The sequence below is a fragment of the Pseudooceanicola sp. genome (assembly GCF_029213205.1).
GTDB lineage: Bacteria > Pseudomonadota > Alphaproteobacteria > Rhodobacterales > Rhodobacteraceae > Pseudooceanicola.
The window spans coordinates 37,912-63,588 of record NZ_JARGNH010000001.1; the positions used below are offsets into that span (position 1 = coordinate 37,912).

General features: G+C 63.0%; 20 protein-coding genes, 3 tRNA genes and 1 pseudogene. 14 read left to right on the forward strand and 10 right to left on the reverse strand.

Going from position 1 to position 25,677, the window contains the following annotated elements; all coding sequences use genetic code 11:
• Positions 1–38 precede the first annotated feature (38 nt).
• The 4 genes from P1U48_RS00175 to P1U48_RS00190 all read left to right on the forward strand — a co-directional run bounded on the left by P1U48_RS00175 (position 39) and on the right by P1U48_RS00190 (position 3,156).
• The gene (locus P1U48_RS00175; protein WP_301066119.1) at positions 39–518 is read left to right on the forward strand and encodes an HU family DNA-binding protein; all 480 of its coding nucleotides are present in this window, start codon (positions 39–41) and stop codon (positions 516–518) included.
• Between the two features lie 19 nt (positions 519–537).
• Positions 538–612 (forward strand) — tRNA-Val (locus tag P1U48_RS00180).
• A 66-nt stretch (positions 613–678) separates the two neighbouring features.
• Entirely contained in the window at positions 679–1,251 is a 573-nt protein-coding gene (locus tag P1U48_RS00185; protein ID WP_301066120.1) for a histidine phosphatase family protein, read from the forward strand.
• Between the two features lie 159 nt (positions 1,252–1,410).
• On the forward strand, positions 1,411–3,156 hold the full coding sequence (locus P1U48_RS00190) for a sugar phosphorylase (RefSeq protein ID WP_301066122.1): 1,746 nt from the start codon (positions 1,411–1,413) through the stop codon (positions 3,154–3,156).
• Here P1U48_RS00190 and P1U48_RS00195 read toward each other — a convergent pair.
• Entirely contained in the window at positions 3,140–3,736 is a 597-nt protein-coding gene (locus P1U48_RS00195; protein WP_301066124.1) for a TetR/AcrR family transcriptional regulator, read from the reverse strand. The genes P1U48_RS00190 and P1U48_RS00195 overlap by 17 nt on opposite strands.
• Positions 3,737–3,843: 107 nt before the next feature.
• Entirely contained in the window at positions 3,844–4,164 is a 321-nt protein-coding gene (locus tag P1U48_RS00200; protein ID WP_301066126.1) for a 2Fe-2S iron-sulfur cluster-binding protein, read from the reverse strand.
• Between the two features lie 198 nt (positions 4,165–4,362).
• Between P1U48_RS00200 and P1U48_RS00205 the strand changes: the two genes are divergently transcribed.
• Both P1U48_RS00205 and P1U48_RS00210 read left to right on the forward strand, forming a co-directional pair.
• A complete protein-coding gene (locus P1U48_RS00205) occupies positions 4,363–5,637 on the forward strand; it encodes a cytochrome P450 (protein WP_301066128.1) in 1,275 nt (424 codons plus the stop codon).
• Between the two features lie 89 nt (positions 5,638–5,726).
• Positions 5,727–6,824 carry a C4-dicarboxylate TRAP transporter substrate-binding protein gene (locus tag P1U48_RS00210; protein ID WP_301066130.1) on the forward strand — a complete coding sequence of 366 codons (1,098 nt, stop codon included), beginning with the start codon at positions 5,727–5,729 and terminating at the stop codon, positions 6,822–6,824.
• Between the two features lie 93 nt (positions 6,825–6,917).
• Here P1U48_RS00210 and P1U48_RS00215 read toward each other — a convergent pair whose 3' ends face one another.
• Both P1U48_RS00215 and P1U48_RS00220 read right to left on the reverse strand, forming a co-directional pair.
• Positions 6,918–8,138, reverse strand: a complete 1,221-nt coding sequence (locus P1U48_RS00215; protein WP_301066131.1) for a glycosyl transferase — start codon at positions 8,136–8,138, stop codon at positions 6,918–6,920.
• Between the two features lie 13 nt (positions 8,139–8,151).
• Positions 8,152–8,964, reverse strand: coding sequence for an HAD hydrolase family protein (locus P1U48_RS00220; protein WP_301066132.1), 813 nt, complete (start codon positions 8,962–8,964; stop codon positions 8,152–8,154).
• A gap of 46 nt (positions 8,965–9,010) precedes the next feature.
• Here P1U48_RS00220 and P1U48_RS00225 point away from each other — a divergent pair.
• Positions 9,011–9,086 (forward strand) — tRNA-Val (locus tag P1U48_RS00225).
• Positions 9,087–9,197: 111 nt separating this feature from the next.
• A complete protein-coding gene (locus P1U48_RS00230; RefSeq protein ID WP_301066134.1) occupies positions 9,198–10,415 on the forward strand; it encodes an MFS transporter in 1,218 nt (405 codons plus the stop codon).
• A gap of 292 nt (positions 10,416–10,707) precedes the next feature.
• On the opposite strand, the gene P1U48_RS00235 is transcribed toward P1U48_RS00230, so the two are convergent.
• On the reverse strand, positions 10,708–12,846 hold the full coding sequence (locus P1U48_RS00235; protein WP_301066135.1) for an acetate--CoA ligase family protein: 2,139 nt from the start codon (positions 12,844–12,846) through the stop codon (positions 10,708–10,710).
• A 256-nt stretch (positions 12,847–13,102) separates the two neighbouring features.
• Between P1U48_RS00235 and P1U48_RS00240 the strand changes: the two genes are divergently transcribed.
• From P1U48_RS00240 to P1U48_RS00250, 3 genes are read left to right on the forward strand one after another with little or no spacing between them, the layout of a single operon-like run.
• Positions 13,103–16,444, forward strand: coding sequence for a transglutaminase family protein (locus P1U48_RS00240; protein WP_301066136.1), 3,342 nt, complete (start codon positions 13,103–13,105; stop codon positions 16,442–16,444).
• A 3-nt stretch (positions 16,445–16,447) separates the two neighbouring features.
• Positions 16,448–18,844, forward strand: a complete 2,397-nt coding sequence (locus P1U48_RS00245; protein ID WP_301066137.1) for a circularly permuted type 2 ATP-grasp protein — start codon at positions 16,448–16,450, stop codon at positions 18,842–18,844.
• A 3-nt stretch (positions 18,845–18,847) separates the two neighbouring features.
• On the forward strand, positions 18,848–19,726 hold the full coding sequence (locus tag P1U48_RS00250; protein ID WP_301066138.1) for a transglutaminase family protein: 879 nt from the start codon (positions 18,848–18,850) through the stop codon (positions 19,724–19,726).
• Between the two features lie 147 nt (positions 19,727–19,873).
• Here P1U48_RS00250 and P1U48_RS00255 read toward each other — a convergent pair whose 3' ends face one another.
• Together P1U48_RS00255 and P1U48_RS00260 are read right to left on the reverse strand one after the other, a co-directional pair.
• Positions 19,874–20,977 (reverse strand): hypothetical protein, encoded by a 1,104-nt coding sequence (locus P1U48_RS00255; protein WP_301066139.1) that lies wholly within the window; start codon positions 20,975–20,977, stop codon positions 19,874–19,876.
• Positions 20,978–21,406: 429 nt separating this feature from the next.
• A tRNA-Tyr gene (locus P1U48_RS00260) sits at positions 21,407–21,490 on the reverse strand.
• A gap of 152 nt (positions 21,491–21,642) precedes the next feature.
• On the opposite strand from P1U48_RS00260, the gene rlmB reads away from it, so the two are divergent.
• The 3 genes from rlmB (at position 21,643) to P1U48_RS00275 (ending at position 24,039) form a co-directional block, all read left to right on the forward strand.
• Positions 21,643–22,425 carry a 23S rRNA (guanosine(2251)-2'-O)-methyltransferase RlmB gene (gene rlmB, locus P1U48_RS00265; RefSeq protein WP_301066848.1) on the forward strand — a complete coding sequence of 261 codons (783 nt, stop codon included), beginning with the start codon at positions 21,643–21,645 and terminating at the stop codon, positions 22,423–22,425.
• Positions 22,426–22,641: 216 nt separating this feature from the next.
• Positions 22,642–23,115 carry a CoA-binding protein gene (locus P1U48_RS00270; RefSeq protein ID WP_301066140.1) on the forward strand — a complete coding sequence of 158 codons (474 nt, stop codon included), beginning with the start codon at positions 22,642–22,644 and terminating at the stop codon, positions 23,113–23,115.
• 129 nt (positions 23,116–23,244) lie between these two features.
• On the forward strand, positions 23,245–24,039 hold the full coding sequence (locus P1U48_RS00275) for an enoyl-CoA hydratase-related protein (RefSeq protein ID WP_301066141.1): 795 nt from the start codon (positions 23,245–23,247) through the stop codon (positions 24,037–24,039).
• A 13-nt stretch (positions 24,040–24,052) separates the two neighbouring features.
• Here P1U48_RS00275 and P1U48_RS00280 read toward each other — a convergent pair whose 3' ends face one another.
• From P1U48_RS00280 to P1U48_RS00290, 3 genes and pseudogenes are all read right to left on the reverse strand, one after another.
• Entirely contained in the window at positions 24,053–24,370 is a 318-nt protein-coding gene (locus P1U48_RS00280; protein ID WP_301066142.1) for a phosphoribosyl-ATP diphosphatase, read from the reverse strand.
• Complete coding sequence (hisF, locus tag P1U48_RS00285) at positions 24,367–25,128, reverse strand: imidazole glycerol phosphate synthase subunit HisF (RefSeq protein ID WP_301066143.1); 762 nt, start codon at positions 25,126–25,128, stop codon at positions 24,367–24,369. The genes P1U48_RS00280 and hisF overlap by 4 nt, the downstream gene beginning before the upstream one ends.
• Before the next feature lie 67 nt (positions 25,129–25,195).
• Positions 25,196–25,564: pseudogene (locus P1U48_RS00290) on the reverse strand (DUF2867 domain-containing protein); the annotation flags it as partial.
• Positions 25,565–25,677: the final 113 nt, after the last annotated feature.

The following is a 25,677-nucleotide window of genomic DNA, read 5'->3' on the forward strand; positions in this document are numbered from 1 at the left end:
CTAAATTGACCGAAGCCAAGAATGAACCGAGGCAGGCAATGACCAAAGTCACCACGGGCGGCACCGACTCCGGCGAAACCAACTCCGATGAAATCGTGAAACCGACCGCCAAGACCCGCGCCGATGCGACCACGCTGCGCCCCGGCGGAACCACGCCCCGGTCCCGCGCTGCCGCGGCCAAACCGGCGTTGTCGGTGGTCGTGGACAATGTGCCCGTTGGCGCCACACCGGAATTGAAGAAATCCGAATTGCTGGACCGGGTCGCGGTGCTCTCCGGGCTCAAGAGAAGGGACATCAAAGCCACGGTCGAGGCCACCCTCAACGTCTTGGGCGAGGCGATTGGCGAGAGCCGTGAAATGAACCTGCAACCTCTGGGCAAGATCAAGGTGACCCGGGTCAAGTCGGCATCGGGCAGTCGCATCGTCACCGCAAGGTTTCGGCAGAGCCAGGCCAGCGTCGACAGTTTGGCTGCTGTGACCACCGAGTTGAAAGAGCAGCTTGCAGAGGACGAAGACTAAGGTTATGCAGCCCCCCGTTGGGTGATTAGCTCAGTGGTAGAGCGCTTCGTTCACATCGAAGATGTCAGGGGTTCAAATCCCTTATCACCCACCATTACCTATTCAGGCGCGTCCCAGCGGCGCGCTTTTTTCGTTTCGGGCCGGGGGAGGGCCGCTGACCATGAACCTGCCACCGCTTTACCTGCTGCGTCATGGCCAGACCGATTGGAACCGCGACGGGCGGATTCAGGGTCAGATGGAATCCGACCTGACCGACCTGGGCCGCGCACAGGCCGGCCGACAGGGGGAAATCCTGACCGGGTTGAGCCTGCCCAAAGATATCCGCGCCCATGTCAGCCCGTTGCGCCGGACCCGGCAGACCGCCGATCTGGCGGTGGCGCCGCTGGGCCTGACCCTGAATCTGGACGACCGGCTGAAAGAGGTCACCATGGGCGAGTGGGAGGGGCATTATTATGCCGCGCTGCGCCCGACTCTGGACGCTGAATTCCAGACGATGAGCGGCTTTGACCTCTGCCTGAACAGCCCCGGCGAATCCGAAGCAGAACTGCGCGCCCGTTGCCAGTCGTTCCTTGAAGACATCACCGGCCCGTCGATCATCGTCTCGCATGGCATCGCGCTGACGATTCTGCGCGGTGTGGTGCGCGGGCTGAGCTATGACGAAATGGCGGCGCTGGAGCGTGAACAGGGCGTGGTCATTGCCTTGATCGACGGGGCCGAAACCCTGCACCGGTAATGGCCGGGCGGCGCTTTGGCCCGCCTGCTGACCGGCTGGATGAGTGCGCAATAATCATTTTCCGTCTGATTTGCCCGGCAAGCGCGGTGACCGGTTGGCAAGGCTTGAATCCTGCCCGCCGATCCCGGACACAGAAGGGCAAAGCGAAAGGCGCCCCCGATGATCGACGCCCGGTCGCCCTTTTGGGCGAAACTGCATGGTCTGATCCAGCAAATCTATCCCGACGTCGACGCGTCCGCGTTGGGGCGGCAGCTGGTCGATGCGTTCTGGCCAGATGGCAGCCAGATGCGCAAACGCGGGCGGGTGCCGGGCAACCGGCAATGGTCGGAACGCGACGCCCTGGTCATCACCTATGGCAATTCGATCACTGACGGACAGCACAAGCCGCTGGATCTGCTGCGCGATTTTCTGCACCGGCATCTGGCCGGGGTGATCAATGGCGTGCATGTGCTGCCATTCTTTCCCTATACCTCTGACGACGGCTTTGCGGTGACTGATTACCGGGCGGTGAACCCCAGCCTGGGCGATTGGGCGGATATTCAGCGGATCGGGTCGGAATTCCTGCTGATGTCCGATCTGGTGCTGAACCATGTCTCGTCGCAATCGCAATGGTTTAACGCCTATCTGCAGGGGCACGAGCCGTTTGATCGCTTTTTCTTTGAGGCCTCGCCCGAGGATGACCTGTCCGAAGTCGTGCGCCCGCGCACCCATCCGTTATTGCGGCGGGTGGAGACCAGTCGTGGCCCGCGCCATGTCTGGTGTACCTTCAGCCACGATCAGGTCGATCTGGATTTCCGTAATCCCGAGGTGCTGCTGGAATTCCTGCGGATCATGCGGCTGCATATGGACAACGGGGTGCGGATTGTCCGTCTCGACGCGGTGGCGTTCCTGTGGAAACAGATCGGCACGAGCTCGATCCATATGCCGCAGACCCATGCCATTGTCCGGCTGATGCGCCATTTCGCCGATTATGCGGTCGAGCCGCTGATCCTGCTGACCGAAACCAATGTGCCCAATGCCGAAAACCTGTCCTATTTCGGCAACCGGAACGAGGCGCATGCGGTCTATAACTTTTCGCTGCCGCCGCTGGTGCTGCATGCGATGCTGGCGGGGACAGCGGCAAAGCTGGTGCGCTGGCAGGGGGCGATGCCACCGGCGCAGCTGGGTTGTGCCTATCTCAACTTTACCGCCAGCCATGACGGCATCGGCATGCGCCCGGCCGAGGGCATCCTGACACCAGAGGACCGCGCCGGGGTGATCGACGCGGTGCATCGGTTCGGCGGTGCGGTGTCGATGCGTGCCACCCCGGGTGGCGGGCAATCGCCTTATGAGCTGAACATCACCTGGTTCGAGGCGATGAAGGGCACCTTCGCGGGCGAGGACGATTTGCAAATCCCGCGGTTTCTGGCCAGCCAGACGCTGGTGATGGCGCTGGAGGGGATCCCAGCGTTTTACATTCATGCGTTGTTGGCAACGCCGAATGACACCGAGGCAATGGAAAAGACCGGCCAGAACCGGGCGATCAACCGGCACCGCTGGGATTACACCGAGCTGCGCGCCCGGCTGGCCGATCCGGCAACGCCGCAACATATCGTGCTGAATGCCATGTTGCACCGGCTGGCGATCCGCCGCCGACAACCGGCGTTTCACCCCAATGCGACGCAATTCACGCTGCAGCTCGACCATCGGATATTCGGGCTCTGGCGGCAAAGCCTGGACCGGGATCAGTCGATGTTTGCGCTGCATAATGTCAGCGCCGATACGGTTGAGGTCGATCCGCTGACGATCAACCTGATCGAGGGCGAGTCATGGGTGGATCTGCTGTCAGACGAGGTGATCGACGCGAGCGTCGGGCCGATCCGCCTGGCGCCTTACCAATGCCGCTGGATCACGAACCGGGGTTGAGGTCCTCGCGATCGAGCAACCAGGCCACCCCGCGCGACATTCTGTCGGCCATCTCGCGCGGCATCCGTCCGCCGGGGTAGGAGGCATTGACCGCCATCATGCCCCGCCCGAGTGCCCAGACCGCCGCCGCCGCGTCGGCGCGGCGCTCGTTCGGCAGCCGGTCGTCGGCCAGAACCGCGCGTTCGTAATGGGCAAAGGCCCCACGTTCGGCCTCGCGCAGCTTTTCGTGGCGCGACAGCATCCGCGGGTCAAACATCAGCGCAAACAGCGGTGCCCGGCGGTCGGCAAAGGTCAGATAGGCACGCGCGGCGCTGCGCATCGGCCCCTGCGGGCCAGGCGTGATTCGGCAGGCTTCGAGATCGGCGTGCAGATCGACAAAGCCGCGCAGCGCAAGACGCAGGAGGATATCCTCCTTGCTGTCGAAATGGTGGTAGATTGAGGCGAGGCCGATCCCGGCCCGTTCGGCAATGCCCCTCAGGCTGAGCTTTCCCGTCCCACCTTCGGACAGGATCAGGCTGGCCGCCGCCAACGCGCGCGCGCGCACGCCTTCTGCGCCGCCGATCCGTCTCTGATGGTCCATTGTTCTGCCGTTTGCCGCAGGTGCGGCACCTTCCCGGAATCTTGCCCACAGGCGGATCGGTGCCGCCCTGTGGGTTAAGATAACATCCGTCCCGGGCGCAGCAAGCGTCAGTGCTGGTTTTCGGGCAGAAGCACTTCGATGCCGTCCAGAGCGCTGGACACCGAAATCTGGCAACCCAGCCGGGAATTCGAGCCTACGCCCTCGGCAAAGTCCAGCATCGACAATTCCATGTCGGACTGCGGTTCGAGCATGGCAAGCCATTGATCCGGGACTTGAATATGACAGGTCGCGCAGGCGCAAGCGCCGCCGCAGTCACCGTCAATGCCCTGAATTCCATTCTGCACCGCGCCTTCCATGACACTGGTGCCCTCGGCGACCTCGATTTCGTGCCGGGTGCCATCGTATGTTTTGTAGATAATGCGGGGCATGCTGCGGTGATCTCCTCCTCGTGTTCGACCTCAATCGGCAGACTGCGCCGCCCGAACGGTGTTCGGAAACCCCCCTGTCGGAAAAATCGCAAATGCGGATGATGACGTGTTGGGCTTGTGGAACGCTGTTCGGGCGCTTTGCATGGGGCATGCCCGAATGGGTTGATGGACCCGCATGGGTTGATGGAGGAGATGACAATGAAGGATATCACCGATCCAGGGCTGGACGCCGCCCGGGAGGAGGCGTGGAACGCGCCGCTGAAAAACCTGAACGTGGCCGTGCGCGAGCGATTCGTGAACGATACCATGTGGCCATATTTCGAACGGCTGCGTGCCGAATCGCCGGTGCATTGGTGCGATACCGGTGATTTTGTGCCGCATTGGTCGATCACGCGCTACAAGGATATCATCGCGGTCGACAGCGATCATCAGACTTTTTCAAGTGCTGAAGGCATTACGCTTCAGACGCCCGACAGCTTGGATTTCATCCGCAATCGGCGCCCGTCCAAGAACAGCTTCATCGCGATGGACCCGCCCGAGCATGATGTGCAGCGCAAGTCGGTTAGCCCGGCGGTCGCGCCGACCAACCTGGCCCGGCTTGAGCCATTGCTGCGCGAACGCGCGCAGGTCCTGCTGGACAGCCTGCCGATTGGCGAGGAGTTCGACTGGGTCGACCGGGTGAGCAAAGAATACACCTCGATGACCCTGGCGACCCTGTTTGATTTCCCGTTCGAAGATCGCCGGATGCTGCCCTACTGGTCTGACATCTTTACCAATGTGCCGGGCCATGGGCCGGTCACCAGCTGGGACCAGAAGCTGGAGGAATCCAAGAATTGTTTCGCGCGATTCACCGAGCTCTGGAACGAGCGGGTGAACAAGGAGCCGGGCGGCGATCTGATCTCGATGCTGGCGCATGGCGAAACCACCCGCCACATGACCATGGAGGAATACCACGGCAACGTCGGCCTGCTGATCGTTGGCGGCAATGACACCACGCGCAACACGCTGTCCGGGTCGGTCTATGCGCTGAACAAGCATCCCGAGCAATATGACAAGCTGCGCGCCGACCCGTCGCTGATCACGCCAATGGTCAGCGAAACCATTCGCTGGCAGACGCCGCTGGCGCATATGGCCCGTGTCGCGACCAAGGATGTCGAGATGCACGGCAAGACCATCCGCAAGGGTGACTGGGTGGTGATGTGGTATGCCTCGGGCAACCGGGACGAGACCCAGATCGAAAATCCGAACGAATACATCATCGACCGGGCACGCCCGCGCAACCACCTGTCGTTCGGCTTTGGCATCCACCGCTGCGTGGGCAACCGCCTTGCGGAACTGCAACTGACGATCCTGTGGGAGGAGATCCTCAAACGGTTCCCCCGGATCGAACTTCTGCGCGAACCGGAGCGGACCTATTCGGTCTTCGTCAAGGGGTACGAGACCCTGCCAGTGATGATTCCAGCGCGTTACTGACGACAGGCTTCTAGCGAAGCTTGCAGCCCGTTTGGCTCACCTGCCAGACGGGTTTAATTTGCGACACCAGAGAACTTGGAGGAGAACTCATGAAAACTGGATTGATAACCGCGGTGACAGCCGCTCTTTGCCTGGGCCTGACCGGCCCATCTATGGCGCGTGAAATAACCGTCGGGGCCTATACCGCGCCCGGCAGTACGCCGAACGCGAAAGGGCTGTTTCCCGGTTCCAAACGAATCACCGAAGCGACCAATGGCGAATTGACTTTCGAAATCTTCACCGGCGGTGCCATGGGCGGACCAAAGGAGCTTTTGGGCAACATCGGCAGCGGCATCCTCGATGCAGGCTCGGTCGTGGTGGTCTACGTCAAGTCCGCGCTGCCAACGACGGACATGCTGGCTTCGCTGATGGTGCTGCGCGACGACACCAAGGCAACAGTCGCTGCGATGAACGAGATGCAGCTGCTGCATTGCCCGGAATGCAAAGCCGAGCTGGAAAGAAACAATGTGGTCGGCCTGTCCTGGACCGGGATCGCCACAGTGCACATGATTTGCCGTGATCCGGTCAAGAACTTGGAAGAATTGAGGCGCCAGAAGGTCATTGCGCCGTCGGGCTGGGGCATTGCCGTCAAAGGCCTTGGTGCCACCCCGATCTCGATCACCACGGCAGAAATGTATGAGGCGATGCAACGCGGTCAGGCCGATTGCGCTGTCGGCTCCCCCGCCTGGCTGGACACCTACAACCTCAAGGATTTCTCCAAGGAACTCTGGTCCAACCCGCTCGGTTCCTACTTCGGGGTGATGAACTGGACCTTCAACCGCGACGTCTGGAACGATCTGACGGACATGGAGAAAAAGGCCTTTACCGACAACCTCGCGCAGCAGGTCGGTGATGTCACCTGGGGCTATGAAGAGGACAACAACAACGCGATCGCGACCTATGTGGCGGCCAACGGGCCGATGACCGACCCGGACCAGGCCTTTCTGGACGCCTGGGCCGAACAGCAGGAAAAGGCCGTGGCCACCGCGATCGAAAAGGGCAAGTCTGCCGGCATCCCCAATGCCGAGAAAAACGTGACCACCTACATTGGTCTGGTTGCGAAATGGATGAAGATCATCGAAGAGAGCGATGGTTCGAAAGAAGCCTATGTCGAGGCGCTTCAGCGCGAGATTTTCGACAAAATGTGAATGATTTTCGCGGAACCGGCCACGGTCGGTTCCGCGATCATCCAGACGGCAATCGTCCAGCCAACGATTGCTCAGCCAGCGCGCCGCGCTGCCTCAGCCGAATTCCACCAGATCGGCGGCCACCGCTTTCAACATGTCGGGCATCAGATCGGGATCGGCGGAATGCACCCGGTTCCAGGTCGGGATGAACGGGGTCTCGGCGGGGTTGTCGAGGAACAACTGCCCAGCGGCGATGATGTTTTCGGCAAACATCTCGATCGCCGCCTCTTCCTGATGGCGGTCGACCGCCAGACCGTTCATCCGGGCATCGTTGTAATAGCTGTCGAGCAAATCCAACGCCGAGCGGTAATAGGTCGCCTTGAGGGTGCGAAACACCTCTTCGTTGAACACCGTGCCATCGGCGGCCAGCTTGCGAAACACCGCCTTGCAGATGTCGATCGACATGCGCGACAGGCCGGTCGATTTGTCTTCGGGCGACAGCGCCTGATGCTTGTGATCATAGGCATCGGCAATCTCGACCTGGCAGACCGATTTCGGCGCGAAATTGCGCCAGGCTTCGGACAGGACACCGATTTCCAGGCCCCAGTCAGACGGGATGCGCAGGTCCGGCAAAACATTGGTGCGCAAGGCAAATTCGCCAGACAATGGATAGCGAAAGGCGCGCAGAAAATCGAGGTAGTCGCGATCGCCGATCACCCGTTTCAGTGCAATCAGCAGCGGTGAAACCAGCATCCGGCTGACCCGGCCATTGATCTTGCCACCGCCGATCCGGGCGTAATAGCCCTTGGCCATTTGATAGGGAAAATTCGGGTTCGCCACCGGGTAGACCAGCCGCGCCAGCAGCTCGCGGTCATAGGTGACAATGTCGCAATCATGGATCGCCACCACCGCCGAATCCGCGCAGGCGATCAGAAAGCCGAGGCAGGACCAGACGTTCTTGCCCTTGCCGGGCTCGGAGGGGGCCAGCCCCAGCTCTTGCAGCCGCGTCTGGATCGCCGTCATCCGTGGGCTGTCGTTCCAGATCACCACATGGTTCTGCGGCAGCTTGGCGAAAAAGCCGCGCGCGTGCCGGTATTGCGCCTCATCGGCGCGGTCCAGCCCGATGATGATCCGGTGCAGATAGGGCACCTGGGCCAGCTCATCGACGATATGCGGCAGGGCGTCACCCTCAAGCTCGGAATAAAGCGAGGGCAGGATCAGCGAGATTTTGCGGGACGAGGCGAAATTGACCAGATCGCGGCTCAGGTCTTCGGCGGTCTGGGTTCTGAGATTGTGGAGGGTGGCGATATTGCCGTTCTGATGAAAATCCGCCAAGAAACTCTCCTGTTCAGCTGCCGGTCGCGCCGGTCAGTTCAGATGTTAGCGCCAGCATCGCCGTGTTCCAACCCGCCGGACCCGGATTCTCGCTCCGTCTGATGCGGGCGCTGTGTTCTCCGGCCAAAATGGGCAATTCGGCGCCGTTTGGGTTCGGGATGATCACCCCATAGTCGGCCTGGTTCAGCATATCGACGTCATTTGGCGCATCGCCGAGCGCCACCGCCAGCGGCCGGGGGCCGCCCACCACGGTGTAGCGGCTGAGCAGGGCGTCCATGTGATCGGCCTTGGTGGCGCCAAAGGACAGGGTCAGGAACCGGCCGCCGCGCCGGGCCGTCACCCCGGCAGCGGCGAGGGCGGCGACAAATGCGTCGCGCGCGTCCCTGGTGCCGGTGAACAGGCCAGGTTCCGAGAATTGCCGGGCCTTGGCCAGGGCGGCCCGCTCGGGCGGCAGGCCGGTTTGCAGAGCGACCTCGTCCACGTCCCAATCGCCAAAGCCGAAGAAATGGTTGCGCAGCCGTGGGTCCAGCGTCGCGATCAGCGCGCGCAGGCGCGGGTAATCGCCACTTTCGGCGTCTGTCGCGACGCCGGCACCGGCTTCAAGCAGCCCGGCGCCATTTTCGACAATGGCGGGCACATGGGTCAGCCTGAGATCGGCGCGGATTGTGACAATTTCTGCTGCGGTTTTCGACGAGGCCAGCACCACCGGCACCCCAAGGCCGCGCAACCGGGACAGGGCGGGCAGGGCCGGCAGCCAACCGTAATCGGCATGGTCCAGCAGGGTGCCGTCGAGATCGGTGAAAACGACGAATGGCGGTCTGCTCATCTGGCCTCTTGCCTCGGTCTCTGGCTTTGCGATAGACCCGCCGGGCGGGTGATTAGCTCAGTTGGTAGAGCGCTTCGTTTACACCGAAGATGTCGGGGGTTCGAGTCCCTCATCACCCACCATTTCCCGTTACCGAGCCATCTGGCGCGGGCCCGCGCGGTCCGGTTTCGATGCACGCTTGCGATCCGGTCCGGTAAGGTGTCACCATGACTGCGGTCCAGCAAGGTGCCACGATGACCAGCGATTCCGCCACCTCCACCCGGCAGCGCGCGATTCCCCGCGGGATTTGGGCGCTCGGCTTTGTGTCGTTGCTGATGGATGTGTCCTCCGAACTGATCCATGCGTTGTTGCCGGTCTATCTGGTGACAGTGATGGGGGTCTCGATGATCACCGTCGGCGTCATCGAAGGCATCGCCGAGGCCACGGCCTCGATCGTCAAGGTTTTCTCGGGGGCGTTGTCGGATTGGCTGGGCAGACGCAAGCTGCTGGCGGTGATCGGCTATGGGCTGGCGGCGCTGACCAAGCCGATCTTTCCGCTGGCCGGATCCGTTGGCTGGCTGATCGCGGCGCGGTTCATCGACCGGATCGGCAAGGGCATTCGCGGCGCGCCGCGTGACGCGCTGATTGCCGATATCGCCCCCCCGGATCTGCGCGGGGCCAGTTTCGGGTTGCGGCAATCGCTGGACACCGTCGGTGCATTCCTCGGGCCGCTGCTGGCGATCGCGCTGATGTGGCTGACGGCGAACCATTTTCAGACCGTGTTCTGGGTCGCGGTTCTGCCGGCCTTTCTGGCGGTGGCGCTGCTGGTGTTTGTGGTCCGCGAACCGCCGCGTCCGGCCGGGCTGCGCCAGGTGCGGTTTCCGCTGAGCCTGGCAGAGTTGCGGCGCCTTAGCCCCGCCTATTGGCTGGTGGTCGCGGTCGCGACGACCTTCACCCTGGCCCGGTTCAGCGAGGCGTTTCTGATCCTTCGGGCACGGGGCACCGGCCTGCCCCTGGTGCTGGTGCCGCTGGTGCTGGTGGTAATGAACGCGGTCTATGCCTTGGCCGCTTACCCGGCGGGCGCGCTGTCGGACCGGGCCAATCGACTGACCGTGCTGATCATCGGCTTTACCCTGCTGATCGGCGCTGATCTGGTGCTGGCCTATGCGCCGGGGCTGACCGGCGTCGCCATCGGTGTCGCGCTCTGGGGGCTGCATATGGGCCTGACGCAGGGTTTGCTGACCACGCTGGTCGCCGACACCGCGCCGCCAGAGCTGCGCGGCACCGCCTATGGTCTGTTCAACCTCGCGTCCGGCGTAGCCCTGTTGGCGGCCAGTGTTCTGGCCGGGGTCTTGTGGGAGGGTTTTGGCCCCCGCGCGACCTTCCTGGCGGGGGCCGGCATCACCGCCGCGGCGCTGATCGGCTTGGGCATGGTGCGGCTGCGTCTGCCCGGCCTCGGGAAAACGCGGTAAACACGACGCCGGGCGGTGGCGGCGATGGTTTCGGCAGAGGCGCGGGTGACGGCCCTGAGGTCACCCGGCGGCCCGAGATCATCATGGTCTTGGCGAGGCCCGGCCCGACCGGATCGACCAGGGATTTCAGCCGACTGATCGCGTTCAGCCTGGTCGGGTTGTCGAGCACCAGCCAGCCAATCGTTCCTTCCGTGACGCAATAGGCGCGGTCATCGCGACCCCAGTATCCATTTGATTGGTCTTTGGATGTCTGTTGGTCAGCGATGCCGCGATAGGCCGTGCCCGGCAAGGATCAGTCCTTTGGAATGATCAGTGCATCCACCGCGCAGAGCCGGTCCGGAGTGGCAATCACCGGGTTGATGTCAAGTTCGGCGATCCAGTCCCGACCGCGTGCCAGCACCTCCGAGACCGTGACCACCAGATCGACCAGGGCATCGACATCGACCGGCGGCGCACCACGCCAGCCGTCAAGCAGCGGGCGCATCCGCAGGCTATCCAGCATTGCCCGCGCCTCGGCCTTGTTGACCGGGGCCAGGGCGGTGGCGCTGTCCTGCAAGAGCTCGGCCATGATGCCGCCAGCGCCGACGGTGACCACCGGGCCGAACACCGGGTCGTTGACGCCGCCGATCAGCACCTCGATCCCGTCGGGGATCATTTCCTGCACCAGCACCCCTTCAAACGCCAGCCCGGGCAGGGCGCGGGATTGCGCCAACTCCAGCTCGGCCCAGGCGGTTTGCATCGCGGCGGCGTCGCAGATGTTCAACCGCACGCCACCGGCTTCGGTCTTGTGGGCGATCCGCGGCGTGGCCAGCTTGACCGCGACCGGACCGGCGATCTCGGCCTGCGCCGCCTGGGCGGCGGCGAGAGTCATCGCCACCACCTCACGCGGCACCGGCAGGCCCTCGGCGGCGAGCAGGGTGCGGCTGGCAGCCTCGCTGAGGGGGCCGTCAGGGCGCGGCAGGGCCGGGCTGTCGCTGGCCGCTTCCTGCGCCGCACCGGGGCCGGGCAACCAGGCGGCCAGCGCCTGCATCGCCTGGTCCATCGACTGGAACAGCGCCACGCGGGGGTCGGTTTCGGCGATCAACGCCGCCGGGGCGGTGCCCCATTCGACCATCCAGATCAGTCCGATTGCAGTGTCGGGATGCGCCTCGGCCAGCGCTGCGATGCCACGCACCCGGTTTTCCGTCGAGCCCGGGACCATGGCCGGCGTGGCGATCAGCAGGGCCCCGATCCCGGCATCATCGAGAAACGCGGTGGCGCTGTCGTCGAACAGGGTCTTGTTGCCCAACGTCATGCCGGTGATGTCGCAGGGATTGGCCGGGGTTACGAAATCCGGCATCGCATCGCGCAGCCGTTGCCAGGTGGTGCCGGTGGGTTCGGGCAGGGGCACCCCCGCCGCTTCGGCCTTGGAGGCGGCGATCACGCAGGCCCCGCCCGAGGTCGACATCACCGCCGCGCCCGGGCCTTTGGGGGTCTTTGGCGCCTTGGCCAGGAACGCAGCGGTGGGGCAGAGATCCTCGATCCGGTGCACGATGACAAAGCCCGCCCGTGCCATGGCGGCCGCGACAATGGCGTCGTTGTTGGCCAGCGCCCCGGTATGCGAAGCGGCGGTGCGCTTGGCGCTTTGGCCGGTGGCGGCGTTATAGGCGACGATGCGCTTGCCCGCGCGCCTTGCCTTGTCGCCCGCCGCCAGCATCCGGGCGCCGTCCGAGACCCCCTCGAACAGCAGCACGATGACCTCGGTTTCCGGGTCGTCGCAGAGGTATGAGACAAAATCCCAGACATCGACATCGCTGGAATTGCCCGCCGACAGCAAATAGGTGAACCCCATGCCGCGATTGGGCAATTCGCGGAACGCGTCGCGCAGCGCGCCGCTTTGCGACACCACCCCGACCTTGCCGGGCAGCGGCGGCACCTCGGGATAGCCGGGCGCAAACGACACCGCCAGGCGGCTGGGGTGATGCACAAAGCCCATGCAATTCGGCCCGATCAGCGGCAGGCCCAGGTCTTGGGCCTGCGCCGCCAGCGCCGCCTGATCGGCCAGCCCCTCGGCGGAGCCGGTTTCGCCATAACCCGAGGCATAGACCACAACCCCGCCCGCCCCGGCGGCGGCGCACTCGTCCATCAACCCGGTGACACTGGCGCGCGGGGTGCAGATCGCCACGCAATCGGGGGCACCCGGCAGATCGGCGAGGTTGCGGAACCCGGGCCGCCCGAACACGCTGTCGCCCCTGGGATTGATCGCCCAGACATCGCCCTCATAGGCCGACATATTCTTGATGGTTAGCCCGCCGAAATTGCCTTCGCGTTCCGAAGCGCCGACAATGGCCAGACTTTGCGGATGCAACAGCCGCCGCAACTCAGCGGCGCCATAGAGTGGGCGATTCATTGGCAGGGTTCCGGCTGGCGCCGGGGTCGTGGCTGATGTCATTTGTGATCCTCCTGGCCGGGCAGGTTAGCGGCGCGGTGCGATTTTGCAATTCGGCGGCCCCAGTTTGCATATCCTTGAGAGAACAGAGCGCGGCAGGCAGGCGGCGTCGCGGATCCGGCTGGATGAGCTGCTCAGAGCCGCGGGGATGAGCGCCCAACCCTTGGGCGGAATATGGGATCGGGAAAGGTGGAACCGGTTCCGTAGTTGCTGCGCTGCAACATCACAGGCATGATGGCCGCAACAGGAGCGCGCAATCATGTCGATTACAGCCGGAATCTATCACCTAACCCATTACAAATACGACCGATTGGTCACTTTGGGGCCGCAGGTGATCCGGCTGCGACCGGCGCCGCATTCGCGCACGCGGGTGATTTCGCATGCGCTCAAGGTCTCGCCGGGCGGGCATTTCGTCAATCATCAGCAGGATCCATACGGAAACTGGCTGGCGCGTTTCGTGTTTCCCGAACCGGTGCGCGAATTCAAGATCGAGGTCGATCTGGTTGCCGATATGTCGGTCTACAACCCCTTCGATTTCTTTGTCGAAGACAGCGCCAAGGACTATCCCTTTGCCTATGGTCCCGATATCGTCGAGGACCTGAGTATCTATCTGCAGACCGAGCCGGTGGGGCCGCTGCTGGCGGATTTGCTGGCCACGATCCCGCGCGATCGGATGGTGACGGTCGATTTTCTAGTGATGCTGAACAGCCGGCTGGCCGGGCAGATCAACTATGAAATACGGCTGGAACCCGGGGTGCAGACCGCCGAGGAAACCCTGGGTCGGGCCGCCGGATCCTGCCGCGATTCATCGTGGCTGCTGGTCCAGACCCTGCGCAACCTCGGCCTCGCGGCGCGGTTCGTGTCGGGCTATCTGATTCAGCTGAAACCCGATCTGGTGGCGCTGGATGGCCCGGCGGGCACCGATCACGATTTCACCGATCTGCATGCCTGGGTCGAGGTTTATCTGCCCGGCGCTGGCTGGGTCGGGCTGGACCCGACCTCGGGCCTGTTGGCCGGGGAAAGCCATATTCCGCTGGCCGCAACGCCGCATTACAAGAACGCCGCGCCGATTTCCGGCGTTGCCAGCTTTGCCGAGGTCGAGTTTTCCTTTGACATGCGGGTCACCCGCACCGCCGAACATCCCCGCATCACCAAACCGTTTTCGGATCACGACTGGCAGGCGCTGAACACGCTCGGCCATCAGATCGACGACCGGTTGCAGGCGGGCGATGTGCGCCTGACCATGGGCGGCGAGCCGACCTTCGTGTCGATCGACGATTTCGAGAGCGAGGAATGGAACACCGACGCGGTTGGTCCGGCCAAGCGCGGGCTGGCGGATCAGTTGATCCGGCGGCTTGACCAACGCTTTGCCTCAGGCGGGTTGCTGCATTACGGCCAGGGCAAATGGTATCCCGGCGAAACCCTGCCGCGCTGGACCTTCTCGCTTTATTGGCGCAAGGATGGGCATCCGATCTGGAACGATCCGGCGCTTTTGGCGCGTGAGGACACGCATGAGGATGTCGGGCCAGAGGATGCCGCGGCGCTGCTCGAATCCATCGCCGAGACCCTTGCGGTGCCCCAGGAAAACGTGCTGCCCGCGTTCGAGGATCCGGCTGAATGGATCATCAAGGAGGGCAAGCTGCCGGAGAATGTGACGCCGGAAAATTCGCAGCTGAAAGACCCTGAGGAACGCGCCCGCATCGCCCGGGTGTTCGAACGCGGGCTGACCACGCCTGCGGGCTATGTGCTGCCGGTGCAACGCTGGCAGGCACGGGCGCAAAAGGGCTGGATGTCCGAGGTCTGGAACCTGCGTCGGGGCAAGGTGTTTCTGGTCGCCGGTGACAGCCCGGTCGGCTATCGCCTGCCGCTGGGCACCCTGCCGCATATCCCGGAATCCGACTATCCCTATGTCTATCCACAGGACCCGACCGACACCCGCCCACCCTTGGCAACAAGTGCCGCGCCCGCAGCTGAACCGGAGGCGGACGGCAAAGATCTGCTGAACCAGGCCATCGCCAGCCGCACCTCGGCCCCGGCGGGGCAAGAGCGGATCGAGCAGACGCTGGGCGATCTCGACGGGCGGGTGCGCACCGCGATTTCGGTGGAACCGCGCGACGGGCGGCTCTGCGTGTTTCTGCCGCCGGTGGAAAAGCTGGAGGATTACCTGGAGCTGATCGCCGCCACCGAAAAGGCCGCGAAAAGCATCGGTCGCAAGGTGCTGATCGAAGGCTATGCGCCGCCCAGCGATCCCCGGATCGAGGTCATTCGCGTCGCCCCGGATCCCGGGGTGATCGAGGTCAATATCCACCCGGCGGCCAGTTGGGATGCCTGCGTCGCAACCACCGAGATCGTCTATGAAGAGGCGCGCCAGACCCGGCTTGGCGCTGACAAATTCATGCTCGACGGGCGCCACACCGGCACCGGCGGCGGCAACCATGTGGTGGTCGGCGGCGCCACGACACTGGATAGCCCGTTCCTGCGCCGCCCCGATCTGCTGAAAAGCCTGATCCTGTTCTGGCAGCGTCATCCCAGCCTGTCCTATCTGTTCTCGGGCATGTTCGTTGGCCCGACCAGCCAGGCGCCCAGGATCGACGAGGCCCGCCATGACAGCCTCTATGAGCTGGAAATCGCGCTCGATCAGATCTGGCCGCCGGACCGGGCCACGCCGCCAACGCCATGGTTGACCGACCGGCTGTTGCGCAATGCGCTGATCGACGTCACCGGCAACACCCACCGGGCCGAAATCTGTATCGACAAGCTGTTCTCGCCGGACGGTCCGACCGGGCGGCTGGGGCTGGTCGAATTCCGCGGCTTCGAGATGCCGCCGAACCCGAGGATGAGCCTGGCCCAGCAGGTGCTGCTGCGTGCCATCATTACCCGCTGCTGGGAGGCGCCGATCAGCGGTGCGCTGACCCGCTGGGGCACGGCGCTGCACGACCGGTTCATGCTGCCCGCCTTCATCTGGGAGGATTTCCTCGATGTGCTCGGCGATCTCGGCGATCACGACCTGCGGCTCGATCCGAAATGGTTCGAGGCCCAGGCCGAGTTCCGGTTCCCGTTCTGCGGTGAGGTCACCTATGAGGGGATGACTCTGGAGGTCCGGCAGGCGCTGGAACCCTGGCATGTGATGGGCGAGACCGGCGCGATCGGTGGCACCGTGCGCTATGCTGACAGTTCGGTGGAACGCCTGCAGGTGCGACTGAGCGGCGTCAATCCGGATCGCTACAAGGTCACCGCCAATAAACGGCTGGTGCCACTGTCGCGGACCCGGCAATCGGGCGAACGGGTGGGGGGGGTGCGCTACAAGGCGTGGAAACCGCCGATGTCGCTGCATCCGGTGCTTGAGGTCGATGCGCCGCTGACGTTCGACATCTTCGACACCTGGACCGGGCGTGCGGTGGGCGGCTGCCGCTATCACGTCGCTCATCCCGGCGGGCGCAGCTTTGACACCTTTCCGGTGAATGGCAACGAGGCCGAGGCGCGCCGCCTTAGCCGGTTCGAACCCTCGGGCCACAGCGTCGGGGCGTATGAGCCCGGGTCGGAATCGCCACATCCGGAATTCCCGATGACTCTCGACCTCAGGCGCAGGTCGGGATTGTAGGCCATGCAGACACCGCAATATTCAGCGCCGAACGATACCGGTCACCTGCTGGCCAATTATCGCGCCCAGGTCACGGATCGGGACGAGATGTTGCGCCCGGATGGCAGCCTGCGCCCGGTCTGGGCCGATCTGCTGAACCATATTTCTGGCTTCGGCGCAGAGGAATTGCAGCGCCGGTTCGCGCGTGGCGATCAATATCTGCGCAATGCCGGGGTGCTGTTCCGCAAATACGATGACAGCGTTTCCTCAGAGCGCGATTGGCCGCTCAGCCACATGCCGGTGCTGCTGGACGAAACCGAATGGGCGACGATCTCTGCCGGGTTGATTCAGCGCGCCGATCTGCTTGAGGACGTGGTGCGCGACCTCTACGGCGCCAACACCCTGGTCGCCAGCGGCCAGTTGCCCGCCACCCTGTTGACGCAGAACCCGGCCTGGCTGCGCCCGATGGTGGGGGTGACACCAGCGTCGGGGCAATTCCTGAACTTCCTGTCCTTTGAAATCGGCCGTGGCCCGAATGGTAAATGGTGGGTGATCGGCGACATGATCGAGGCGCCGGGCGGCGCCGGTTTCGCGGTCGAAAACCGGGTCGCGATGCGCCGGGTGTTCCCGAATTTCTTTGCCAATGCCAATATCCACCGGCTGGCCGGGTTCTTTCAGGATTTCCAGCAAAGCCTGCTGGACCTGCGCGGCACCAAGGATGGCGAGGTCGCGGTCCTGTCACCGGGGCCGATGAACGAGGGCTATTTCGAACATGCCTATCTGGCCCGTTACCTGGGTCTGCTGCTGGTCGAGGGCGAGGATCTGATCGTGCAGGACGGGGTGGCAATGGTGCGCACCGTCGCCGGCCCGAAACCGCTGAGCCTGCTGTGGCGACGGTTGAACAGTGCCCTTTGCGACCCGCTGGAGCTGAACGCGAAATCGGCGCTGGGCACGCCTGGGCTGCTGGATGCGGTGCGGCGGCAGAACCTGAATGTGGTCAATGCGCTGGGCTCCGGCGTTCTGGAAACCCGGGCGCTGATGGCCTTCATGCCGAAATTCTCCAGGGCCCTGCGCGGCGAGGCGCTGTTGATGCCAAATATCGCCACCTGGTGGTGCGGCCAGAACAAGGAGCAGGCGCATGTGATCGCCAACCGCGCCACGATGATGATCGGATCGGCCTATTCCACCGCGCCGCTGATGTCGGATGAGGGCGGAGTGCTGCTGTCGACCGAATTCAAGGATCAGAAGGATGCGGCGATTGCCGATATGCTGCGCAACCGTGGCCGCGATCTGGTCGGCCAGGAGGCGGTGACCCTGTCCACTGCACCGGTCTGGGAAAACGGCCAACTGGTGCCGCGCCCGATGTGCCTCAGGGTGTTTCTGGGCCGCACCGATGCCGGGTGGCAGGTGATGCCGGGCGGCTATGCCAGGGTCAGCGCTGGCAATGACGCCACCGCATTCGCGATGCAGCGCGGTGGTCAGGTGGCCGATGTCTGGATCAACAGTGCCGCGCCGGTGCCGCTGACGTCGATGCTGAGCAACCGGTCCGGCGCCCATCCGCTCAGCCGGGTTCTGCCCAGCCGGGCGGCGGACAATCTGTTCTGGATGGGCCGCTATATCGAGCGGGCGGAAATGAACATGCGGCTCTACCGGGCCTATTTCGCGCGGCTGCGCGACGGCGAAACCCATGACGCGCCGCTGCTGGAGCATATGCGCCGGACCCTGCTGGCCGAGGCCGCCCCGGTTGCCAATGAGATGGCGGCGCTGTTCGAGGCCCCGTTGAAGGACGCGTTGCAGGCGGCAGGCAAGGTTGGCGACCGGTTTTCGCCGGACGGGATGATGGCGCTGAAAGATCTGAACCGGCTGGTTCAGGAGCATCGCGCCCAGAACGTCCCGCTGGACGAAGAGCCGATGGCGATGAGCCAGCTCCTGCGTCATATCACCGGCTTTTCCGGGCTGGTGCATGAAAACATGTATCGCTCACTCGGCTGGCGCTTCCTCAGCCTCGGCACTTCGATCGAACGGGCGGCGAACATGTGCACCCTGCTGTCGCAGCTGGCCGGGCCCGAGGCCCCCGAAGGGGCGCTGGATCTGGCGCTTGAGATCGGCGACAGCGTGATTTCCCACCGCACCCGGTTTTCGATTATCGCCTCATCGGCTTCGGTCTGTGACCTGCTGGCGCTGGATGGCCGCAACCCGCGCTCGATCCATTACCACCTCAGCCGCATTCGAACCCATATTCACGAATTGCCGGGCAATTCGAACGAATATGCGCTGACCGATCTGGGCCGCAAGGCGCTGCAGCTGGAAACCGATCTGAGCGTGCAGCGGGCGCGGGATTTCGATCCGGCCAGCCTGATCGCGGTCCGCAGCGAGGTCTGGGCCCTCTCTGACCTGCTCGGATCGGCGCATCTGGTGTGATCCATGCTCTATGACATCCGCCTGACCATCGCGCATAAATACGACCAGCCCGCAGACCACAGCCGCCATTTGATCCGGGTTCTGCCGCGCAGTGACGGCCAGGCACAGCGGGTCACCGCCCATCTGATCGAGATCCTGCCCTATCCGGCCGAACGTTATGACGTGATTGATTTCTTTGGCAATGCCGTGACCTCGATCAACCATACATTGCCGCATGACGCGATGGAGATCCGGCTGTCCTGCCGGGTCGAGGTCTTTGCCCCGCCGCCGTTCTTTGACATCTCGGCCGGGGTGGGCGACCTCGGCCGCGAACTGGTTGCCTCAACCGATCTCAGCGCCGGATCGCCGATGCATTTCCTTGGCACCTCGCCGCTGCTGCGCCCGAACGCGGAGATCACCGATTTCGCCTTTGGTGCGGTGAATGCCCAGGCCTCAAGCGCCAGTCAGGTCATTCAGCTGGGCCAGGCGCTGCACGCGGTCATGGCGTTTGACCCCGAGGCCACCACCGTCGAAACCGACCCGCTGGATGCCTTTCGCCAGCGCGGCGGCGTCTGTCAGGATTTCACCCATATCATGATCCTCGGTTTGCGGGCGCTGGGGATCCCGGCGGGCTATGTCAGCGGCTACCTGCGCACCCTGCCGCCCCCGGGCGGGGTGCGGCTTGAAGGTGCCGACGCCATGCACGCCTGGGTGCGCGCCTGGTGCGGCGCGGCGCAGGGCTGGATCGAATACGACCCGACCAATGCCACCCTGGCCTCGACCGACCACATCGTCGTCGGCTACGGGCGCGATTATTCCGACGTCAGCCCGGTGATCGGCCACCTGCGCGCCGCCGGCGGGCAGAAGAACACCCAGTCGGTGGATGTGCGGGCGATTGGATGAGGGGGGCAGGGGAATAGTATTGGCGAGATTCTCGGCCCACAGCGGACACCTGCTGTTAGGCTTGGATGTAGTGGTTGCAGCCCGCATAGCAGACCTTCGGGCCAATAGGGTTCATTATGTTACTTTGTTAGCGGATTGACTTAAATGTCATGTCCATTTCCGCCCATTCAAAAACGCTCCGCCATTCGGGTATCTCGGGTTTTGCTTTAATAGTTCATCAACCTCACGAGAGATAGCAGCCTTCGCGTCATCTGACAGATTTCGGAAGCGATCTGCTAGAGTGGTAAGGACAGTGCGCACATCATCTTCAGACAATGTGCTATTCAATGTTTGTTCTATGAGTTTTTTGTCCACAGTTCTGGATAGAATGGTGGTTGGGCGTTTGAAAATTGCGCCCATATCTGTAACAGACTTTGCAAGGTGCTGATATCTGGAGCGCTCATATCGATATGTGTCAAAAGCCAGCTTTGAAGTACGGAGTTGTTTTTCGGCCATTTTTCGGTGGAATCGAACTATCCGACTGACGTTTCGCAAGACGACACTTGTTGTCGCGATAACGTCCAGTTCCTTCTGCTTTTGGATATATAAACGAGCATTAGCGGTCCAATCAAAACCACCATACAATAAGGAATTAGGGTTTAAGAGCAACTTAGCCGTGCGTTCATCGCCCCAAGTGATAGTCACGGAGGGTTCAGCTAAGTGATAATGGAGAATAAAATTCCTTAACCCTTTAGCAAAATCGTGTTCACCAGATTTTTCACCAATAAGCCGTCCAATTGCACGCCGATAAGCCTGACTCTTTTTCAAGCCGCAATAGTCTCTTATTCGATAACACACCTCGATATACGAAGCGTACAGGGCAGAGAATGTGAGAAGATTAGATGTGGCCTTAGATTGTTCACGTACGTAGGCTGATGTGTCGCGATCATGAAGCTCCATTGCCGCTGCCATGCCAGCCATCGCTGTATTCAAACCAATGCAGGATTCTTGCATGGCTGAATGCACGCGCTCGAGATTATTTAGAGCATTATCGACTTTGGAGTAAGGAGAGAAACGCAACGCGAATTCCCATGCCTCGTCACTGAGACGAGAAGTGTAAAATGTGAAACCCTTGGTTTCACTGACGCCGTTTTCTGCCATGTATTGCGCAACTGCAAAAGCCCGCCCCAACTCTGCAAGCTGCCCGTCCCCTCCATTCCAACTGAGCATTTGAAACGGAGGGAAATTCTTAGAAATTTCAAAGTCGTGCATTGTAGCACCGTTAGACACAGTCGGCAACACATCGCGTAGATTGAAGCGGTGCCTAGTTAGAAACAGTGCAAAGCTGGGCTTTAACAAAGATACCCCACCCCATTGAAAATGATCAAATCTATCACCTACTCATAGCTCTTCTTGGCCTTCAGCATAAGCCCTTGATGTTAAATCTTCCGTCCGCAAAACTAGTGCGTATGTCTGCTGTGGTTAGTCAATCACAGAACGTTCGCAGTTGCGGCTATAGTCCGGTTCCCGCCCCATATCGAAATCATCGGATTAGACAGCGACCTCAATCCAAAGTTGAATTTTGCGCTTGGGTGGTTGCTGAATTTGCGGGACAAATGCGCCGTAAGTCTTTGAAATCACTAAATATAAACGTGATTCCTTTTGGGAAAGCAATTGATCTCAAATGATTTTTGTAAGAAATGGTGGGCGACCCTGGAATCGAACCAGGCGTGGGTCTCCCCGGCGGAGTTACAGTCCGCTGCCGCACCTTGCAGCCCGTCGCCCGACCAGGGGAGCGGCACAGCCGTCCCGGATCGTGATGGGGTGAATACGCGGGGCCTTAACGAGCGTCAACAGGAAATTCCCGGCCCGGCCATGCCCCCTTGCGCCAGGGTCGCGCGGGTGCCACAGACGGGGGATCAATGGGCGAGGATGTGATGAAAAAGCCGAAATGGGTGGTTGAAAAGGAACGCGGGAAAAAGGCCGATGCGGCGGAAACCCTCTGGCTTTTCGGGATCCATGCGGTGCGCGACGCGCTGCTGAACCCGGCGCGGCAAAAGCTGCGGCTGATCCTCACCCGCAATGCCGCCGACCGGCTGGGCGAGGCGGTGGACCTGTCCGGGATCACCCCCGAGATCGTCGATGCCCGCGCGTTCAACGCCCCGCTCGACCCCGGGTCGGTGCATCAGGGGGCGGCACTCGAGGCCAAACCGCTGGATTGGGGCCCGGTGGCCGAGCGCTGTCTCGGCGATGGTCAGAGCGCCCCTCGGGTGCTGTTGCTCGACCGGGTGACCGACCCGCACAACGTCGGCGCGATCCTGCGCTCGGCCGAGGTCTTTGGCGCGCTGGCGGTGATCGGCACACGGCATCATTCCGCACCCGAAACCGGGGCGCTGGCCAAGACCGCCAGCGGCGCGCTGGAACGTCAGCCCTATCTCAGGGTGCGCAACCTGGCGGACACCATGGTCGAGTTGCGGGCGATGGGCTATCTCCTGCTTGGGTTGGACGGCCAGGGTGAGGGCGATATCGACAGCGCCTTGAGTGGCAAGCGGGATCGCGCGGTGGCGCTGGTGCTGGGCGCCGAGGGGCCGGGCCTGCGCGAACGCACCCGCGAGACCTGCGATGCGCTGGTCCGGATTCCGGCGCTGGGTGATTTTGGCTCGCTCAACGTGTCCAACGCGGCGGCGGTGGCGCTCTATGCTTCGCGGGTCGGCGGCTGAGGAGCCTGTCGAGTCTTCACAAATCCTTTACCTGCCCTACCTAAGTTGCTCTTGGGTGCCTAAGTGTTGTCCAGAAGCGTCGAACCGGAACTTCGATGTTTCCTTTCACTGTCCCTCGTTCCGTGACTGCGCCCGGTCCATCCGGGCGCTTTTTTTGGGTAAGGGGGCAATGAATTTCCTCTTGCCGCCGCCCGCAGCCGCGCCCATTCTGGCGGCATGAGCGAAACATATACCGACGACTTCCTGAAACACATCCTGGGCCGCACCCGGGTGATTGCCGTGATCGGCGTTTCTCCGAATGAAACCCGGCCGAGCCACTATGTGGCGCGTTATCTGGGGCTGAAAGGCTACCGGGTGATACCGGTCAATCCTGGCCATGCAGGCAAGACCCTGCTGGGCGAAACCGTGCGTGCCGATCTCGATGAGATCGACGAGCCGGTCGATATGGTCGATATCTTTCGCCGCTCCGAACATGTCCCGCCGATTGTGGACGCGGCGTTGGCGCGGTTTCCCGATCTGAAAACCATCTGGATGCAGATCGGGGTGGAACATCCCGGCGCTGCCGAAACCGCCCGGGCGCGCGGTGTCGATGTGGTGATGAACCGCTGTCCCAAGATCGAATATCAACGGCTGTTCGGCGAATTGCGAATGGACGAGCTCAACACCGGTATCGTGTCCTCAAGCCTCTGAGCGATACGCCTTGACCGAGCTGCCGTGGCCGGTGTTCGGCCAGATCTCTGTTTTTTGACGCCTGACACTGGTCGAAGCGGGCGCGATGCGGGATGTTGGCGCGATCTCTTTTGACAAAGGAAACGGTGTATGACTTCACTGGTGACAACTTCGGATGACGGGCACGTCCGCACAATCACATTGAACCGTCCGGATAAGATGAACGCCCTCAGTGGGGCCTTGGCCTGGTCGCTGATCGAGGCCATCGATGCGGCGGTCGCGGATGACAATGTCTGGGTGGTTGCGCTCACCGGCAGCGGCCGGGCGTTCTGTGCGGGCCTCGATCTGAGCGGGCCGCCGAATTATTCGCCGAAATCGCCGCAGAACGCCCAGCTTGATGATATCAGCTGGGTCGGCAATTTCGTGCTGGCATTGCGCAAACGCTGTGACAAGCCGGTGGTCGCCGGGATCAATGGCGTCGCGGTTGGGGCCGGGCTGGGGCTGGCGATGGCCGCCGATGTGCGGCTGATCGCGGAGAGTGCCCGGCTGATGGCCGGATACACCAGGATCGGCGGATCGCCCGATGCCGGGCTGACCATGACCTTGCCGCAGGTCATGGGCTATGAACGCACGATGCGCTTCATGATGGAAAACCGCACCGTCACCGGCGCCGAGGCGCTGGAATGGGGCATGGCCGGTGAGGCGGTCGCCGACGACGCCTTTGCCGCGCGGCTGGCCGAATATTGTCAATCGCTCTGCGAATGGTCGCCGATCACCCTGCGGCTGCTGAAACGTGGCGTGGTCAAAGCCTGTGAATCCAACGATATGGAACAGCAACTGCGCTATGAGGTGACCAATATCCGCATGGCTTTTGGCAGCGAAGACGGGCGCGAGGCCCGCGCGGCCTTTCTGGAAAAACGCAAGCCGGTGTTCAAAGGGCGCTGAACGGCGGGCCGCGTCAGCCCTTTGGGCGCGCGGCCTTTTCGGCAATGCCCGAGGTGCCCTCGCGGCGAGCCAGCTCGGCCTCGACCTCGGCCAGGGTGACGTCACGGGCGGTCAGCATGACCAGCAGGTGATAGAGCACATCCGCCGCCTCGGACGTCAGTCCGGCGCGGTCGCCCTTGGTGGCCTCGATGATCGCCTCGATCGCCTCTTCGCCAAATTTCTCGGCGCATTTCTCCGGCCCCTTGGCCAGCAGCTTCGCGGTCCAGGAGGTGTCAGGATCGGCCCCCTTGCGGGCGACGACGGTGGCGGCAAGGTCGTGCAGAATGCTCATGTCAGCCTCATCGGGATACCGGCGGCGGCCATATGGGCCTTGGCCTCGGCAATGGTGAATTCGCCAAAGTGAAAGATCGAGGCGGCCAGCACCGCAGAGGCGTGGCCCTCGGTCACCCCTTCGACCAGGTGATCCAATGTGCCGACCCCGCCCGAGGCGATGACCGGGATATCCACCGCATCGGCAATGGCGCGGGTCAGTGGCAGGTTGAAACCAGAGCGGGTGCCGTCACGGTCCATCGAGGTCAGCAGGATCTCTCCGGCGCCTTTCGCGGCCACGGCAAGTGCGAATTCTACCGCGTCAATGCCGGTGGATTTGCGCCCGCCATGGGTAAAGATCTCCCATTTTCCAGGGCTGACGGTCTTGGCGTCGATGGCGACGACGATGCATTGACTGCCAAAATGATCCGCCGCATCGGCGACCACATCGGGATTGGCGACGGCGGCGGAATTGAAACTGACCTTGTCGGCCCCGGCCAGCAGCAGATTGCGCACATCCTGCGACGTGCGCACGCCGCCGCCGACGGTCAGCGGCACATAGCAGCTTTCGGCGGTGCGGGTGACCACATCGAACATGGTGCCGCGGTTTTCATGGGTGGCATGGATGTCGAGGAAACAGATCTCATCCGCCCCGGCGGCATCATAGGCGCGCGCCGCGTCCACCGGATCACCGGCGTCGCGCAGGTCGACAAAATTCACGCCCTTGACCACACGGCCATCGGCCACATCGAGGCAGGGGATGATCCGGGTTTTCAACATGGGGCCGCTCCTTTGCCGCCTTCATAGCGCCGGGGGGGCAGGGGGGAAAGGGGGCAGCCAGCCCTACCTAACGGGCGGCGGCGATGCGGCGGATGGCGCTGCGCGGGATCAGCCGGTGGAACGGGGCGATCAGCGCGAGATAGGCCCGGCCAAGCGCGTTGTTGCGGTGCACCCAGGTGGCGATATGGACCGTGCCTTCGGATTTCAGCACGGTGATGCGGAAATCCAGGTGGCGGTCGTCCATGCCGACGATGAGTTCCTCGTCGCATTCATATTCCACCGGGAATCCGGTTCGGGCGTCGTCCGCGGCGGTCTTGAGGCCGAAGGGGCCCACCACCGCGTCGCGCAGGCGCAGGAGCGTGCGGGCCCAGGCGGGCGAGCGCAAGGCGAGGTCGAGCGCCGCGCGCGGGGTGAGCGGGGTGCTCACGGTGTAATTGTCGAGGAAATCGCCCGGTTACACGCGGCCCCAGATACGGGCGTGGCGGGGCAGGGGGACTGCGGTCATCGGGGGCCTCACGGGGTGCTCGCGGGCGACAGGGGAGCACGATC

Bases quoted from the DNA above. Each gene is read 5' to 3' on its own strand.
- P1U48_RS00175 (WP_301066119.1), top strand. From the start codon at position 39: ATGACCAAAGTCACCACGGGCGGCACCGACTCCGGCGAAACCAACTCC.
- P1U48_RS00185 (WP_301066120.1), top strand. From the start codon at position 679: ATGAACCTGCCACCGCTTTACCTGCTGCGTCATGGCCAGACCGATTGG.
- P1U48_RS00190 (WP_301066122.1), top strand. From the start codon at position 1,411: ATGATCGACGCCCGGTCGCCCTTTTGGGCGAAACTGCATGGTCTGATC.
- P1U48_RS00195 (WP_301066124.1), bottom strand. From the start codon at position 3,736: ATGGACCATCAGAGACGGATCGGCGGCGCAGAAGGCGTGCGCGCGCGC.
- P1U48_RS00200 (WP_301066126.1), bottom strand. From the start codon at position 4,164: ATGCCCCGCATTATCTACAAAACATACGATGGCACCCGGCACGAAATC.
- P1U48_RS00205 (WP_301066128.1), top strand. From the start codon at position 4,363: ATGAAGGATATCACCGATCCAGGGCTGGACGCCGCCCGGGAGGAGGCG.
- P1U48_RS00210 (WP_301066130.1), top strand. From the start codon at position 5,727: ATGAAAACTGGATTGATAACCGCGGTGACAGCCGCTCTTTGCCTGGGC.
- P1U48_RS00220 (WP_301066132.1), bottom strand. From the start codon at position 8,964: ATGAGCAGACCGCCATTCGTCGTTTTCACCGATCTCGACGGCACCCTG.
- P1U48_RS00230 (WP_301066134.1), top strand. From the start codon at position 9,198: ATGACCAGCGATTCCGCCACCTCCACCCGGCAGCGCGCGATTCCCCGC.
- P1U48_RS00235 (WP_301066135.1), bottom strand. From the start codon at position 12,846: ATGACATCAGCCACGACCCCGGCGCCAGCCGGAACCCTGCCAATGAAT.
- P1U48_RS00240 (WP_301066136.1), top strand. From the start codon at position 13,103: ATGTCGATTACAGCCGGAATCTATCACCTAACCCATTACAAATACGAC.
- P1U48_RS00245 (WP_301066137.1), top strand. From the start codon at position 16,448: ATGCAGACACCGCAATATTCAGCGCCGAACGATACCGGTCACCTGCTG.
- P1U48_RS00250 (WP_301066138.1), top strand. From the start codon at position 18,848: ATGCTCTATGACATCCGCCTGACCATCGCGCATAAATACGACCAGCCC.
- P1U48_RS00255 (WP_301066139.1), bottom strand. From the start codon at position 20,977: ATGCACGACTTTGAAATTTCTAAGAATTTCCCTCCGTTTCAAATGCTC.
- rlmB (WP_301066848.1), top strand. From the start codon at position 21,643: ATGAAAAAGCCGAAATGGGTGGTTGAAAAGGAACGCGGGAAAAAGGCC.
- P1U48_RS00270 (WP_301066140.1), top strand. From the start codon at position 22,642: ATGAGCGAAACATATACCGACGACTTCCTGAAACACATCCTGGGCCGC.
- P1U48_RS00275 (WP_301066141.1), top strand. From the start codon at position 23,245: ATGACTTCACTGGTGACAACTTCGGATGACGGGCACGTCCGCACAATC.
- P1U48_RS00280 (WP_301066142.1), bottom strand. From the start codon at position 24,370: ATGAGCATTCTGCACGACCTTGCCGCCACCGTCGTCGCCCGCAAGGGG.
- hisF (WP_301066143.1), bottom strand. From the start codon at position 25,128: ATGTTGAAAACCCGGATCATCCCCTGCCTCGATGTGGCCGATGGCCGT.